Below are 15403 nucleotides of genomic sequence, written 5' to 3' on the forward strand. Positions count from 1 at the left end.
TCATATATATAATGAAAAGAAAAATCTTGACGGCTGCTTTCGCGCTTGCGCTAACAGCAGCATTTGCACAACAACCCGCAAAAAACAAATACCAACACTATCTGCCTATTATAGAAAAAGGGACAATAGAGCAAAAGGATTCGCTCGCAAATGTATTAATGAGCGAGCTAAAGACTTATAAGTCTGAAGAAGACTACCGCACGACGATCAATATTCTGCGCTCTTTAGGCAAAGAAGATCTTCAAACATCGGTCGAGGAATTGGCAAAGAAAAAATACCCAAAAGGATCACTAACCCGCGATGCCTTTATAACCAATGTTTTTTACACTGCCAGTACGCCATTGGCAAAAGAGAAAGCGTATAATGAACTTATAAAAAAGTGGCCAGTTAAGAACTTCAGCGAAGAGCCCCTCACCTATGATTATGTAGTGGCTACTTTGGCACAGAGCTTTGCCAACGACGGAAATGCACAAAAAGCTGTACATTATTTGGGCGAGCTCAAAGAACGATTCTGGCGCGGAAACGGCTATATCCCTGTGGGACAAATTTTGTTGAGTGCGGGCGACACGGCAACTGCGGCACCGCTCTTAAAAACTGCCATGGACGATAGCTATTATTATTTAACGCTTCCAGAGAATGAAAAAGATAATAAAGCCCGTTTTGCAGGTATGGGCTATGCGAGCTCCATGTCCGCTTATGTCAATATCCTCGTTGCACAGAAAAAATATGCCGAAGCACTCAATTATATAGAGAATGCTTTAAAAGTCGCTCCAGAACAAGCGGATGGTCTTGCAATGGTCTATTACAAATCACTAATGGGTACTGGAAGAAAGCTAGAGGCCTATAATATTCTGACCAAATTATATGCTAAAGGGCAGTTTGCTGTCGAAAATGATCTTAAGAAATTGTATACCGAATTGAACGGTTCTGATCAAGGCTACGAACGTTTTAACGCTTCCCTGCAAACGGAATTAACGCAGAACATTCGTAACCATATCAAAGAAATGGCAGTTTTTAAGCCCGCACCTGATTTTGAGCTGCTCAATATGAAAGGTGAGAAAGTCTCGTTGAGCAGTTTAAAAGGGAAAGTGGTGGTATTAGATTTTTGGGCAACCTGGTGTCAACCCTGTGTCCGCTCATTTCCGGGAATGAAAGCTGCACAAGAATCGTATGCAAATGATAAAGATGTTCAATTTTTGTTCATGAATACCTGGGAACGCGATAAAAATTACAAAGAAAATGTGGTCTCCTTTATCACTAAAAATAATTATCCGTTTGAAGTGCTTTACGATGATCAAAAAGATCCGCAAACTGGAGAGGTAATGGCGGCGAAATTTGGTGTTAAAGGTATTCCGGCAAAATTTATCATCGACAAAGAAGGCAATATTCGTTACTTTTTAACAGGATCTACACCAAACGTGGACTATATCAAATTAGAAATGAAAGAACTTATTGAGGCGGCTAAGAAACCTTATAAGGGCTGAAAAGACGTCTGCCTCCACTGCGGGGGCAGACATCTTTACAATCAACATTGTGGTGCTATCCCCGGTATGTGAGCCGTACAGCACATAAAATTGAGCTATCGGCAAAAAAACAGCCTTCTTTTGAGTCCTATCTTTGTTGCCATACAAACATGTAGATGACAACAAGAAACAACAGCAATAAGTGGCTTCGATTTTTGAAAAGAATAATCCTAGGACTGGCCGTTTTCATTGCTTTCATCGGACTATACATTATGATGCATCCACAATTTGGCAAAAGGCCTTCGGGCGAAAGACTGCAGCGCATACAGCTATCCAAGCAATTTAAAAACGGGAAATTTCGTAATATGAGTCCAACACCCATGCTCTCGCAGCCTTGGACTGTAGCGCTATACGATTATCTTTTTAAGCGTTCGAAAGAGACAAGTCCCCAATATAATATACCCACAGTACATGTCGACTGGAAGAAACTACTCGAGCAGCCTCATGGACTTGTTTGGTTTGGCCACTCCTCCTACTTGCTACATGTAGATGGCAAAAACATTCTCGTAGACCCTGTATTTAGCGGCAGCGCCTCTCCAATTCCCGGCAGTGTAAAGGCTTTTAAAGGCACGGATGTATCTACTGTATCGGACCTACCAGCGATTGACTTCCTATTTATATCGCACGACCATTACGATCATATGGACTATAAAACGCTAAAGGCATTACAGCCCCGGGTTGGAAAGGTCATTGTTGGTCTTGGTGTTGGTGCTCACCTTGAATATTGGGGCTATCGCCCTGAACAGATCATCGAAAGAGATTGGTGGGATGAGGTAGACCTGGGGGACGGTTTTCACGTAACAGTCGCTCCAGCACGACATTTCTCAGGCCGTGGCATCTTTACGGCCAATACATTATGGGCCTCCTATTCGCTCCAGACTCCCACAAAAAAGCTCTATTTGGGAGGGGACAGCGGGTACGATAGCCACTTCAAAGAAATCGGAAACCAATTGGGACCTTTCGACTTGGCTATTCTGGAAAATGGCCAATATGACCTCAGCTGGAAACATATCCACATGATGCCAGAAGAGGTTGTTCAAGCAGCACATGACCTCAAAGCTTCCGTACTATTTCCTGTTCATTCCTCCAAGTTTGTACTGGCCAATCATGCGTGGTACGAACCCTTGGAGCGCATTTCCATAGAAGCAACAAAACAACAGCAATCCTTGCTAACTCCAATGATCGGTCAGGTGATCAGCATTGATCAGGTTCAGGCGGCGCCCAGCTATTGGTGGAAAAAATAGTGCTAAGCGACTGAATTGATGGTGGCTGGCGTTATCCCAAACTTTTCCTTAAAAGAAGCATAAAAATGAGAAAGGTTTTCAAAACCGAGATCAAGATAAAAATCAGCGGGCTTTTGACGCTTACTTTCAATTAGATAATAGGCCTCGGAAAGACGCTTTTCCTGTAGCCATTTTCGGGGTGATGTCTGAAATATCTTTTCAAAATCACGCTTAAAACTAGCCAAACTGCGTCCTGTCAGCTTGGCAAAGTTTTCAAGAGGTACATTGTACCTGTAATTTTTAACCATAAACTGTTCAAGATCTATCTTATGGGGCTCCGAAAAGTCAAACAAGAGCTCCTTAAGCTGCGGATAACTCTCCAATAGTAAAGTAATTAATTCATAGATCTTGATCTGTTCCATCTGAGGGCTCACACGGTCTGCTGCCTCTGCATAGGGTGTCAGTGATTCAAAATAACTTTTGATAAACAGGTTGCTTTCCAGTACAATATTAGACTCGCCCGCATACTTTCTATCCGAACTTAGATGATGATCCATCGCATACTGCTTCAGCCGATTGGCTTGCAAAACTACCGAAACAGATTTATAGATATCATCTTTAGCGGGATACTTAAAAGCTTTGGCCAATTGGTTTTTGCGGGCGACAACGATCTGTCCTTCAGTAGCGATCATTTTTCCTTTCTGATGGTCAAGATGCGTTTCTCCGGAAATCTGAAAAAAAACGACGTGTTCGGGAATGAACTGTTCATGACCAAATACTTTCTCAAAATAACAGGAATACAAAAAAGCATTCCCAAAATCATTGTCTGCTATACTCATTTTTACTGCTTTAAATTGGCTGTATAAACGGGTTCATACCAATCCAATAGGAGCCCAAGCCTAAAGTTAGCAAATATCCAACACGTTTTAAAGAATACAATTGCCGAGAAGCTCAATTTTTATATCCTATAAAGCTCAAGCCTAAAAATAACCTCGATATTTAACCAATTCAAACTACATCCAAAGAGATTGAGCCACTGGCAATACTGCTGCCTCTATTTCTTTGCGGCAAGCCGCTTGCGTATAATACTGACAAATTCGGGTGAAACACCTAAATAAGATGCAATGTAATACTGAGGTACTCGTTGCGATATAGTTGGATAAAGTGCGATAAATTCGAGGTATCGATCTGCCGCTGGTTTGGCCATCGTATGGATCAACCTATTCTGTAAGACAGCAAGCCTACGTTGGACAAGCATACGAAATACGCGTTCAAATTTTGGAATAGTCTCTAATAATCTCTCTTTAGTATCCGGTGTCAGCATTAAAAATTCGCTATCTTCCAGTGTTTCCATATAGAGACTGGAAGGTGTATGGTAATGAAAAGATGCAATATCACTAATCCACCAATCTTCCACCGCAAAGGCTAACGTTACTTCAAAGCCATTTTCATCCAGGTAGTAGATCCGCACACAGCCTTTTTGCACGTAACCTTCAAACTGACAGATTTCTCCCTCATTCAATAACATGGTCTTCTTGGGAAACTTTTTTGTCGTGAGTATACCCGTAAACTGCGCGATCTCCTCCGCGGTCAACGTAATGCACTTCGACACATTTTTTAGAATGTTTTCGTATATCATTGTATTGTTTTTCGTGTAAAAGACAGTTTGAAATGGTCACGTAATTATACATCTTCATGTAATATATAACCTGCACCATAGATACTTTCGATGTGAAGTTTACGATCTATTTGCAACAACTTGCGAAGCCGGGAGATAAAAACTTCCAAACTTTTACCGTTAAAGAAGTCGGTATTCCCCCAAAACTTTAAGAGCAAATCTTTTTTGCTGACCAACATATTTTTATTCAAAATTAAGTAATGCAGCAGTTCTGCTTCCCTTACGGTGAGTTTTTGCACCTTTTTCACTGCGTTTTCCAGCGTAAACCGTTCCATATTGAGCCTCAAGCTGCCAATCTCCAATTCTAGCTGTAAAACCGGATCTTTCTCGGAAACAGATGCTACTTTCAATAGATTGCGGATCTTAAGCAATATTTCGTCCATATCGAAAGGTTTGGAAATATAATCAACCGCGCCTAAAGAAAGCCCCTTTAATCGGGAGTTGCGCTCATGGAGGGCTGTCAAAAAGAAAACAGGCTGTCCTGGATTGCTAGCAATCATCCGTTGCGCAAGATCAAAACCGTTACCATCAGGCAACTGGATATCGATGATCAGGAGTTTGACAGAAACGCGCTGAAAATTTTCCCAGCCACCTTCAGCAGTACTTTCCCAAAGCACCGTAAATCCTTTGTAGCGCAGATAGCGCGAAAAAACCTCTCCCAAATCGGGTTCGTCTTCGATCAAAAGAATATCAATCTTGTCTTTTGCCATTGGATGCCGCATTACCCATGTAAATATAAAAAATCGTACCCGCACTTGCCCCCTCTTCCATATGAATTGTCCATCCCAAACGGTCCAAACAGGATTTGATGTAATATAGTCCCAATCCAAGCCCCGGTTTATTTCCCGATAATCTTCCCCGATAAAATGCTGTAAATACTTTAGCCCGTTCATTAGGGCTTATACCAGACCCATTATCTGCTACTTGAAGACAGTATTGGTCTTCTGTGCAGCGCCAGGTAAACCAAATGTATTTTTCATTACTGTCATTAAATTTGATGGCATTGGATACAAGGTTGTCTAAGATCGAAAAATAATCATCTAGATCTAGTTTCATTTCAATATCAGACATTAATGCTTCGTATCGGATTTCGATCTCATCTTGATACCGCAAGCGAAGCTCATCCAACAGCTGCTGTGTGAGCCGGTTCAGCGGAAGCTGAACGATTTTTGGCTGTCGCTCCTCTAAGGCAACAGATCCCATGACCTGTTCAAAATAAGCCTTAAGTCGGTTTGCCTGCCGCTCCACGATTAGTCCCAGCTGTGTCACTTCGCGCTCATCTTTGTTGGTGTCAGGGTCGATCAGGCTGTGCGCACTGATCAGTATTGTCGTCAGTGGGGTATTGAATTCATGGCGCATATGGTTGAGAAAACTTGTTTTGAGATCGGCAAGCTTACGCTGGCTGATCCAATTGCTATAAGTCCGGTAACTAAGAAGCACAATGACCGCAATACAGGTCAAAGACAGCAAAAATACGGGTGCCATCCGTTGTACAATCCGCCAGCCCCGATTTTCATAATCTACATATAGGCTATAGGTAAACCGATAGGGACATGGACTTTTATCACTCACCGATAGTTCAAATACCCGATTATTAAGCCCCGGATTTTCTAGTCGACCAGCTATGGCGCCAGCAGGATTATCACGTTCCGTTTCATAAAACACCTTCCAAACCTTAGCTGTGGAATCGTAAACTTCCAATTTATCAAAATGAAACAGGTAAATAAGATCTTTATCAAGTTGCTGTTCCTGTACGATCTGCTGAAAAATACTATCCAGTGATTGCTCTTGCCGCAAGCGTTTGAGAAAAGGTTCCATACATTGCTGAGCAAATTTAGAGGAATCTAATGTACCAGTAGGCACCTTTTTAGACCAGATCGAAAGACATGGCACCAATGAAGTTTGGAATATCGTGTTACCACCGGGGAATATCTTATCGTCCATTACTGCAGCACCATAGGCATTCTGAATCAGATTGAGCTGTCCAATCTGGTAATTTTTATCTTCAAGCTTATACGTATTGAAGATCAAAAAACCGATCAACAGGGTCAAGATCAGGAAGCTGGTGCCAAATGCCCAGGGATATATATTTCTACCGGCGCTGTTCATGGTTTAAAAATAACATCTATTTATCGATCCAAGATACCATTAGGCTTTTATTAGGCTTTCATTAGGTTTCTATTAAACACAAGATACTTCTTCTTTCCCTATCTTTACAGCCTAACAAATTAGCAAATTATGTCCAAAATTTCCCAGACACTACTCTGTCTATGTTTCCTCCTGCTGGGCCAAAGCCTGTTTGCGCAAACCAGTTTTTCAAAAAAAATACTTGAGCAGAGCCAGCTCGATTTTGTCAATCTAGGATTTGGCATGTTTATCCATTACGGGATGCCAACTTTTATGGAACAGGACTGGTCAGACCCCAATGCTGCTCTTGAATTGTTTAAATCACCCAAACTCAACGCAGACCAATGGGCCAAAGCGGCCAAGTCGGCAAATATGAGTTACGGCTGCCTGACAACCAAGCATCACAGTGGTTTCCCGATCTGGAACACCAAAACTACAGATTATAATGTCATGAATACACCTTTACATCGTGATGTTGTTAAAGAGTTTACTGAAGCCTTTCGCAAAAATGGTCTTCGGGTAATGTTGTATTATTCGATACTGGATATGCACCAAGGTATACGGCCGCACACAATTACCAAAGCCCATATCCAGCTGATCAAAGATCAGCTGACCGAATTGCTCACTCAATATGGAGAAATTGACGCCTTGGTGATTGATGGCTGGGATGCCCCTTGGTCACGCATTTCTTACGACGATGTTCCTTTCGATGACATCTATTACCTCGTCAAATCATTACAGCCCAAATGCCTATTGATGGACCTCAATTCCGCAAAATACCCCGGTGATGCCCTCTTTTATACAGATATCAAATCTTACGAACAGGGAGCGGGGCAATTTATTTCCAAAGAACACAACAAACTCCCTGCTATGGCCTGCCTTCCCTTGCAGCAGAATTGGTTCTGGAAAACCTCATTCCCAAATACTGCCGTTAAGGATGTCAATGAGCTGGTTGAGAAATTCATTATCCCCTACAACAGTGCCTATTGTAACTTTATGCTCAACGTAGCCCCAAACAGTGATGGTCTCATGGATCAGAATGCGCTCGACGCCTTAAAAAAAATCGGCACATTGTACAAAAACAGGCCCAACTACAGCACCTTACCAGACTACCAAGCTCCTATTGTCGACCACAATATCGCTAAGCAAGTACCTTCATACAGCAGCTGGAGTGACGATATGAATATCATGGATTTTGCTAACGATGATAACTTTGGAAGCGCTTGGGTCTCCAACCCGCTCGTTAAGGGGGAGCTGTGGTATGAAATGGATTTTGAACGCAGCAAAAGCTTCAACAGTGTCGTTATTACCGAAGGGAAAGATCATCCTTCACAATACAGTCTATCTTACCTGAAGGATGGTAAATGGCAACCTATCGCAGCCAAAGCCGTGCAGCAGGGGCGCATCAAGATGTTTCGCTTTGACCAAGTATTGGGACAAAAATTACGTTTCAGCATCAAACCTGAAAAAGATCGCGCTGTCGTTCATGAAATTGGGGTATATCAGGAGCGTCGATAGCAACAGCAAAATCCGATAATTCTGATTTATAAAAGTTTAATATTTTCACATAACTGGTTCAGGAAACTCTAATGATAAAGCCTCATGTAATGCTGCAAGGGGCTTTATCATTAGAGAACGGATCAAATAATGTTTATTTACTCCAACCCGGATTCTGCGTCAAATTACTGTTTAACACGATTGCCGCTGAAGGAATCGGGTATAGGTATTGTTTGTTGTTATCATCCCAGGTACGTTTCACCGCTTTAAACCATTCCAGATGATTGTCTGAAGTCATCGTCTGGAAGTTGGTGCTCTTGCCTCCAATGGCCACCTTGGCAACTCCTGCTGGAACAGTGATCGAAGGAGCAGATTTACTGCCTTCATAAAAGACAACATCAGGTGTACCGTTATGATCGATATCGATCAATTTATCCAGCGCTGGAATATAGATACCTGTCCAGGGTAAATTGGCCATTAGCGGTCCAAGCTTCCAGCGTTTCAAATCGTTGAAACGGAATCCTTCCAGTGCCAGTTCCACCTGTCTTTCCCGGCGGATTTCCAAAAGCACAGGATTGTTTACTTCAGGGAAGAATGTATTTTTTAGATAGCTATCAACTTTTGTCGGCAAGCTATTGATTCCACTACTTATCCCTGCTCTTGCTCGAAGTGCACCAATGGTTTTGGACCAGTCCGCATCGGTGAAGGTACCGAGTTCCTGTTTCGCTTCGGCATAATTTAGCAACACCTCCGCATAACGCATTAGCGGAACCGCATTCGTATTGTACCCGCCGTTGTCATAATATGAATCATCCAATGTATACTTAATCGGTTGATAACCTGTATAGGTGAAACTCGCAAAATTTGGAGGTGCCACCTGTCCATTACGCGAGTAACCCGGTGTGCGGATCAACTGTGCAAGCCGCAAGTCACGATTTTGACATTCCTCATAGAACTCCTCCGTCTGAAAGTTGGGTCTATCCGTATAAGGGGTACCATCAACATTCAAAAAGGTATTGATAAAGGGTCTTACCAAACTGAGTCGGGGGCCATAGGTAGCCGACGTCCACCACCAATTCGCATCATTCAACAGCGCAAGATCCTTGCTAAAGGTTACCGCCAGCATAACCTCTTTTGTCACAGGTGCATTGCTTGTAAACAGCATCCGCTGTGAGGTCTTGGGATCTGCAGAGATATTAAGTCCATAAGGGCCATTTTCCATTAAGATCTTTCCAGCATCTACTGCCATCTGAAAAAACACCTCCGGCTGTGTAGCAAGATTGAGTTTATGATATTTACGGAATGTACCCTCAAATAGTGCAATCCTTGTCTTTAGACCAAGTGCTGTCCATTTATTAACCGTACTGCCGTCGCCTCCCGTATTGGTGATATTGGTGTAGGCAAAGTCCAGATCTTCCATGATATGCTTCATGACCACCTCGCGCGAATCGCGTGGTGCCTTGAGGATGTCTGTTTCATCCACTGCCAGCGGATGATCTACCCAAGGCACATCGCCAAATCGCACCACTTTTTCATAATAAAACCAAGCTCTAAAAAAGCGGGCCAGGCCGATATAATTATTTTTTATGGCATCAGTCAATTTGGGACTGTTGCACTTGGCGATCAATTGATTGATATTGCGCAAGGTCGTCCATGACCAGCCCGAACTGATTTCCGCGCTATAAGCACCGCCGACCATAAAATCATTTAGGCTGTTTACGGCAGAATAATCGGCCATTGCATCGCCCTTATAAGCGTCACTTCCCGAAGTGATATTCCGATAGAAGGAGTTACTGTAATTTTTCAATCCACTTTCACTACCAAAGATATCTTCTTCGGTAGCTCCTGCCTTTGGCAGCTCATTCAGTTCGCAAGAACTGAACAAAAGTGCAACAACAGGTATATAAAACAATCTTTTCATGTTGATATAAAACTATAAGCCAATAGATAAGTTAAAACTGATGCTCTTCATGATCGGATAATTAAATCCGTCACCGGACCCTGTTCCGATTTCAGGATCCGATTTGCCCAGGTTGCCGACATCAAGATCCTTCGTCTTTTTGTAAAGCGGCGACCAGGTCCATAGGTTTTCACCCGATAGGCCTGCACGAAGACTACTGATTTTTAATCGGTTTGTCACAGACTTAGGAAAGCTGTACCCGATCTGTAAGTTTTTCATCCGAATATAGGCCACATTTTGTAAGTATCTGGTTTGGGGGGTGGTTTTAATAGACTCGTTATAGCCGGCATAACGTGGAAAATAGCCATTCGGATTATCTGCTGTCCAGTAATTATTGAGGTGCCATTCCGGCAAATTGTTATAAGGTCTATTGTACTGTCCCCAGAAAATCGACTCATTGCTCGGATACCAATTTTGCTTGCCTACTCCTTGGAAAAATGAAGAAAAGTAGATCCCCTTCCAATCCAAATTGAGGTTAAAACTATAGATATACCTTGGATCGGCATTACCGATGACCGTTCTATCACCATGACTGTAGATTGTATTGTTTCCATAATCAATCACACCGTCGCCATTGAGATCTGTAAAACGAACATCCCCGGGATAGATTGTTCCATTGTTGGACGATTTGATCAGTTTTTGTTTTGCTGCTCCATCAATCTCCGCCTGATTCTGGAATAATCCCTGGGTTACATAACCCCAGATCTCACCAATCCGCTGTCCTTCGTAATAGGAACCGTCTTTGATTAAACCTTCCTTATTCTCATAACGGTCTATGTTGGATTTATAGTCTGCCAGCGTTCCGCGCACAGACCAGTTGAACGGACTGCCATTAAGATCAAATCGATCCTTATAAGTCAAGCTCAGTTCAAAACCTTTGGTTGTCATATCCGCATAGTTCCCTTTTGGTGACTCCGCTCCAAAAATATCCGGCAATGCGACACCAAGGGTATACATATTGAGGGTCTTGCGCTGATAGATATCTCCGGTAAGGGTCAATTTCCCATTTAACGAAGATAGATCAAGACCTAGATTGGCCGTACGCGCAGTTTCCCAAGTTAAGTTATCCGGAATAACTTTAGGCACCGAGGTATAGGAAGGTTTCTGACCATTTAGTACCCGGTCCATAATCTTGATTTCATAGATATCCAGATAGGAATAAGGATCCACATTACCATTACCAAGGGAACCATAGGAGGCCCTTAGCTTCAGGTCAGACAGCGCCTTTTTGTCCACCTGGAAGAAAGGTTCTTCCGATATACGCCAGCCTACGGATGCAGACGGGAACAATCCCCACCGTTGGTTGGTCGGGAATTTGGATGAACCATCGTACCGGCCATTGAATTCAAAAAGATAACGGTCTTTGAAGATGTAATTGGCCCGCATAAATACACCGACATTGCGGTATTTGTTATATCCCGCCGTTGCTGTAGTATTCTGCCCTACTGCCAAGTTGATATTTTCTACGTCGTCATTAAGCAGACCGGTCTTGGTGATATAGGTTGAATTATAAGTCCGTTGTTCATAATTATAACCGAGCAAACCTTTAAAGTAATGGTCACCTAGTGTACGTTCATATTCACTGTAAAGATTTCCGAACAAGTAACGGTAACGTTGGTCTACTTGATAAATATTATCATTCATGCTTGTTTCCAACCGCAGCATTTTTCCCTCCTGCGTGCTATAAGGGACAGGCACACGAACCCTTACCGAACTAAAATCACGATTTCTGAAAGTCAGATCCCCCTTTACACGAAAAGTATTGTTTAAAAACTTGGTTTCAAAAGACGTGGTATTGCGGAGATCCTGATTGGCTGTGTTGGTACCGTTTTTGCCGTAGATGAAATCCCCTACGGTGTAGGCTGCCGAGAAACTCATTGATCCGTCGGGATTAAAAATTGGTGAAGAAGGGTGCCCTTCATCGGCAATATTACGCCAGATATTACCACCTTCACCCGCTGTGGAAGGATCCCTGTATTTGGCGTAGTTAAAATCGATGTTATTGCTGATCCGCAACCAGTCTGTCACCTGAAGTCCGGCTTTTGCACGTGTATTATAGGTCTTATATTTATCGCTATTATAACGATACATGCCATTATAATCGTAAGCACGGCCAGAAATGTAGTAATCCATTTTTTCCGAATTACCGCTGATAGAGAGGTTATGATCCTGGACAAAGGTATTGTCCTTGATCAGCATGCCATAATAATCCTCATTACCATAGTAAACATAATTGCCCTTATCATCCACCGTGACCTGCTCCGTAATTCCCTGTTCTTTTCTCCTCTTAAATTCCTCCAGCCAATCTGTTGTAAAGATTTGTGTTTTGTTGAGCTTGCTCGGAATAGAGGAATAATTGTTCCAGGCATTATAGGCTGTAAAGAAATGCGAAGCATATTCGTAGCCATCCGTCACAAATTTGGGTAAAGCGATCGGTTTCTGAAAAGAACCACTGCCCGAATAGTTAATAGACGTTTTTCCAGACTTGGCACGTTTGGTTGTGACAAGTACAACCCCGAATGTTCCGCGGGAACCGTATATTGCAGATGAAGCAGCATCCTTGAGCGTCGTTACACTTTCGATATCATTAGGATTGATAGCGGAAAGGTCCCCTTCGACACCATCGATAAGAACAAGTGCACTTCCTCCCTGACCAATAGAAGTTGTACCACGGATATTGAAACTTGGCGCCCGATTAGGTTTACCATCTGCTGGGGTTACATTTAAGTTGGGAATTACCCCTTGAAGCATCTGACTTGCATTGCCCAGTACACGTCCCTCAAAAGCTTCTGAACCCACCTGGTCTACAGCACCAGTAAGATTCACTTTTTTCTGAGTCCCATAACCGACCACAACGACTTCTTCCAGCTCAGTGTCTTTGGATTCCATGTTGACATCGATCTGCCCACCTGTCACATTGACGATCTTTTCACTGTAGCCTATGGCCGTCAATTTGAGTTTTTGCCCTACACTGGCTTCGATCACAAACTGACCTGCACCATTTGTTGAAGTGTTTTTTTGGCTAGTTAAATTCGTGATAGTGACTCCGGACAAGAATGTTCCCTCTTTGCCTTTTACCACCCCTCTTACGGTAAACTGAACTGCAACATCTTGCGTTTCTTTAGCCAATTTGACATGATTACGCTCTACGTTAGCCCAAGTGGGATACGAGAGACTCAATGCCATACTGATTAGTAATGTCTTTTGCATTTTTAATCTGGTTTAGAATTTTGCACCAAAGTTGGCACTTTGACTTGGTTTATAATTTACCGTAATGTTAATAAATATTTAATTAATACCACCAATATCAACTGCTAAACAGATTATGCAAGGAATTATTTCATATAAATTTAGTTTTTGGTTAATACAAACAGAAAGAACTGCCCATTAGTGAGCAGTTCTTTCTGTTTATATCCATGCCTTTTGGCCAGGAGATTAAACTCCTTTAATTTTCTTGAATAAAAGCTAGGATATCTTTGTTAATGGTTTCTGCTTCTGTAGTAGGCATTCCATGTGGGAATCCGGGATAAGTAATCAATGTACCGTTTTTTACCAGCTCCGCTGCTCTTCTACCTGTTATATCGATCGGCACGATCTGGTCATCCTCACCATGCAGGACGAGTACAGGAATTTCTACATTTTTCAGTTCCTCAGTGAAGTCGGTTTCAGAAAAAGCTTTGACACAATCATATTGAGCTTTTATGCCCCCCATCATCCCTTGTCGCCACCAGTTGTCCATTACACCTTGTTTCACATCCGCTCCGTCGCGATTATAGCCATAAAAAGCAAGGGTAAAGTCCTGAAAATATTGCTGCCTACGTGTGGCTGTATTCAATCTTATTTCGTCAAACACTTCCATGGGCACGCCATCGGGGTTAGTTGCGCTCTTAGCCATCGTAGGCGTAACTGCGCTGATCAACACAGCTTTTGAAACACGCGCTGTACCGTGATTGTTTAGATAACGAATCACTTCGCCTCCACCGGTTGAATGGCCAACATGAATAGTGTCTTTTAAATCCAATGCTTCTACCAACTGCGCAATATCTGAAGCATAGGTATCCATATCGTTCCCGTCCGCAGTCTGTGTCGAACGCCCGTGTCCACGGCGATCGTGCGCAACCACACGGTATCCTTTTTGAAGAAAATACATTAGTTGCGCATCCCAGTCATCACTAGATAAAGGCCAGCCGTGATGAAAAACGATCGGTTGGCCTGTACCCCAGTCCTTATAATAAATTTCTGTTCCGTCTTGAACTTTAAATGTTGCCATGATGAATAATTTTACTTTCTTATTTCTGTTATTTAATAATTGAATTGCAATCCGTCACTTGATACACTTAGCTTTCGCCCAACACGTGTACCAGATCTTCCGCTCCGCCGTCAAATTTCTGGCCATTGACAAAAAACGTTGGCGTCCCATTCACTCCACTCATCATACCACTTTCAAAATCTCCTTCCACACGGTCTAATAACGACTCATCTTTTAGAGCCGATCTGAATTTATCCATGTCTAAATCCAGCTTTTGGGCCATATCCAGGAGCCATTCGTCATTGAGGGCATTTTGATTTTCAAAGATAGCATCATGCATTTCCCAAAATTTACCCTGAAGTGAAGCTGCTTCCGCTGCCAGCGCCGCGGATTTGGCATAAGGGTGCATTTCTGACAACGGAAAATTGCGGAAGACAAACCGGATCTGACTTCCGAGTTCAGCCATCATTTCTTTTATGATAGGATGAGCTGTTCCACAATGTGGGCATTGATAGTCGCCATATTCAACAATGGTCAAATCGGCTTGACCATTACCTAGTATATGGTCAGCGCTGCTGACTTTTGGTTTTAATGACATAGTTAATTTGATTTGAGATTTTCCAACGCCTCGATAATACCGTCAGCTCCTGGATTAACAGCAGTAGGCGATAAATAACTCCACGCAATAACACCCTCCTTATCTATCACAAAAAGTGCGCGCTTGCACTCGCCTTCTTCTTCGTCGTAAACACCATATTTCTTGGCAACCTCACCTTTGCCTTCAAAATCAGCTAAGAGCGGGAAATGAAGCTTACGCGATTCTGCAAATGCCATATGACACCACTTGCTGTCAACGGAAATGCCCATGATTTCGGCATCATACTTCTTAAAATACTTAAGCATTTCATTGTACAGGGCCATCTGATCACTGCACACTGGACTCCAGTCTGCCGGGTAAAATGCCAGTATCACATTGTGCCCTTTGAATTCCGACAATTTAATTTTTTGGTCCGGTGTTGCATACAAGGTAAAATCGGGTGCAACATCATTTTTCTGTAACATATTAACGTCTTTAGAGTTTAACCATCTTTGAGATACCAGTCTAGATAGTATTGGTATCACTATTAAATAAAGCACGCTAAAGCA

Annotated in this window: 12 protein-coding genes; 3 read left to right on the forward strand and 9 right to left on the reverse strand. The window is 42.6% G+C overall.

The genetic code is table 11. The features are described from left to right. Window positions 1–11 precede the first annotated feature (11 nt). Window positions 12–1484 (forward strand): redoxin domain-containing protein, encoded by a 1473-nt coding sequence (locus B2W36_RS05400; protein WP_293886680.1) that lies wholly within the window; start codon window positions 12–14, stop codon window positions 1482–1484. Window positions 1485–1639: 155 nt separating this feature from the next. After that, window positions 1640–2767: an MBL fold metallo-hydrolase gene (locus B2W36_RS05405; RefSeq protein ID WP_293886682.1), complete on the forward strand. Its 1128-nt coding sequence runs from the start codon at window positions 1640–1642 to the stop codon at window positions 2765–2767. A 2-nt stretch (window positions 2768–2769) separates the two neighbouring features. Here the strand turns inward: B2W36_RS05405 and B2W36_RS05410 are convergent, their stop codons facing one another. The 4 genes from B2W36_RS05410 to B2W36_RS05425 form a co-directional block, all read right to left on the reverse strand. Beyond that, window positions 2770–3585: a helix-turn-helix domain-containing protein gene (locus B2W36_RS05410; RefSeq protein WP_293886684.1), complete on the reverse strand. Its 816-nt coding sequence runs from the start codon at window positions 3583–3585 to the stop codon at window positions 2770–2772. Window positions 3586–3800: 215 nt separating this feature from the next. Beyond that, on the reverse strand, window positions 3801–4385 hold the full coding sequence (locus B2W36_RS05415; protein ID WP_293886686.1) for a Crp/Fnr family transcriptional regulator: 585 nt from the start codon (window positions 4383–4385) through the stop codon (window positions 3801–3803). A gap of 44 nt (window positions 4386–4429) precedes the next feature. Beyond that, a complete protein-coding gene (locus tag B2W36_RS05420; RefSeq protein WP_293886687.1) occupies window positions 4430–5134 on the reverse strand; it encodes a response regulator transcription factor in 705 nt (234 codons plus the stop codon). Further along, window positions 5115–6533 (reverse strand): sensor histidine kinase, encoded by a 1419-nt coding sequence (locus tag B2W36_RS05425; RefSeq protein ID WP_293886689.1) that lies wholly within the window; start codon window positions 6531–6533, stop codon window positions 5115–5117. Before B2W36_RS05425 ends, B2W36_RS05420 begins: the two co-directional genes overlap by 20 nt. 129 nt (window positions 6534–6662) lie before the next feature. On the opposite strand from B2W36_RS05425, the gene B2W36_RS05430 reads away from it, so the two are divergent. Beyond that, window positions 6663–8069: an alpha-L-fucosidase gene (locus tag B2W36_RS05430; RefSeq protein WP_293886691.1), complete on the forward strand. Its 1407-nt coding sequence runs from the start codon at window positions 6663–6665 to the stop codon at window positions 8067–8069. A 133-nt stretch (window positions 8070–8202) separates the two neighbouring features. Here the strand turns inward: B2W36_RS05430 and B2W36_RS05435 are convergent, their stop codons facing one another. From B2W36_RS05435 to B2W36_RS05455, 5 genes are all read right to left on the reverse strand, one after another. After that, on the reverse strand, window positions 8203–9969 hold the full coding sequence (locus tag B2W36_RS05435; protein ID WP_293886693.1) for a RagB/SusD family nutrient uptake outer membrane protein: 1767 nt from the start codon (window positions 9967–9969) through the stop codon (window positions 8203–8205). Window positions 9970–9981: 12 nt separating this feature from the next. Further along, window positions 9982–13218 (reverse strand): SusC/RagA family TonB-linked outer membrane protein, encoded by a 3237-nt coding sequence (locus tag B2W36_RS05440; RefSeq protein ID WP_293886694.1) that lies wholly within the window; start codon window positions 13216–13218, stop codon window positions 9982–9984. A gap of 235 nt (window positions 13219–13453) precedes the next feature. Beyond that, a complete protein-coding gene (locus B2W36_RS05445) occupies window positions 13454–14278 on the reverse strand; it encodes an alpha/beta fold hydrolase (protein ID WP_293886695.1) in 825 nt (274 codons plus the stop codon). Window positions 14279–14345: 67 nt separating this feature from the next. Then, window positions 14346–14855, reverse strand: coding sequence for a DsbA family protein (locus tag B2W36_RS05450; protein WP_209579015.1), 510 nt, complete (start codon window positions 14853–14855; stop codon window positions 14346–14348). 2 nt (window positions 14856–14857) lie between these two features. Further along, window positions 14858–15319, reverse strand: a complete 462-nt coding sequence (locus B2W36_RS05455; RefSeq protein WP_293886697.1) for a redoxin domain-containing protein — start codon at window positions 15317–15319, stop codon at window positions 14858–14860. Window positions 15320–15403 lie beyond the last annotated feature (84 nt).

Source organism: Sphingobacterium sp. UBA3549, assembly GCF_002376635.1.
Lineage (GTDB): Bacteria > Bacteroidota > Bacteroidia > Sphingobacteriales > Sphingobacteriaceae > Sphingobacterium.

Coding starts and splice junctions, on each gene's coding strand:
- B2W36_RS05430 (WP_293886691.1), top strand. CDS start 6,663: ATGTCCAAAATTTCCCAGACACTACTCTGTCTATGTTTCCTCCTGCTG.
- B2W36_RS05455 (WP_293886697.1), bottom strand. CDS start 15,319: ATGTTACAGAAAAATGATGTTGCACCCGATTTTACCTTGTATGCAACA.
- B2W36_RS05400 (WP_293886680.1), top strand. CDS start 12: ATGAAAAGAAAAATCTTGACGGCTGCTTTCGCGCTTGCGCTAACAGCA.
- B2W36_RS05450 (WP_209579015.1), bottom strand. CDS start 14,855: ATGTCATTAAAACCAAAAGTCAGCAGCGCTGACCATATACTAGGTAAT.
- B2W36_RS05445 (WP_293886695.1), bottom strand. CDS start 14,278: ATGGCAACATTTAAAGTTCAAGACGGAACAGAAATTTATTATAAGGAC.
- B2W36_RS05415 (WP_293886686.1), bottom strand. CDS start 4,385: ATGATATACGAAAACATTCTAAAAAATGTGTCGAAGTGCATTACGTTG.
- B2W36_RS05405 (WP_293886682.1), top strand. CDS start 1,640: ATGACAACAAGAAACAACAGCAATAAGTGGCTTCGATTTTTGAAAAGA.
- B2W36_RS05440 (WP_293886694.1), bottom strand. CDS start 13,218: ATGCAAAAGACATTACTAATCAGTATGGCATTGAGTCTCTCGTATCCC.
- B2W36_RS05420 (WP_293886687.1), bottom strand. CDS start 5,134: ATGGCAAAAGACAAGATTGATATTCTTTTGATCGAAGACGAACCCGAT.
- B2W36_RS05435 (WP_293886693.1), bottom strand. CDS start 9,969: ATGAAAAGATTGTTTTATATACCTGTTGTTGCACTTTTGTTCAGTTCT.
- B2W36_RS05410 (WP_293886684.1), bottom strand. CDS start 3,585: ATGAGTATAGCAGACAATGATTTTGGGAATGCTTTTTTGTATTCCTGT.
- B2W36_RS05425 (WP_293886689.1), bottom strand. CDS start 6,533: ATGAACAGCGCCGGTAGAAATATATATCCCTGGGCATTTGGCACCAGC.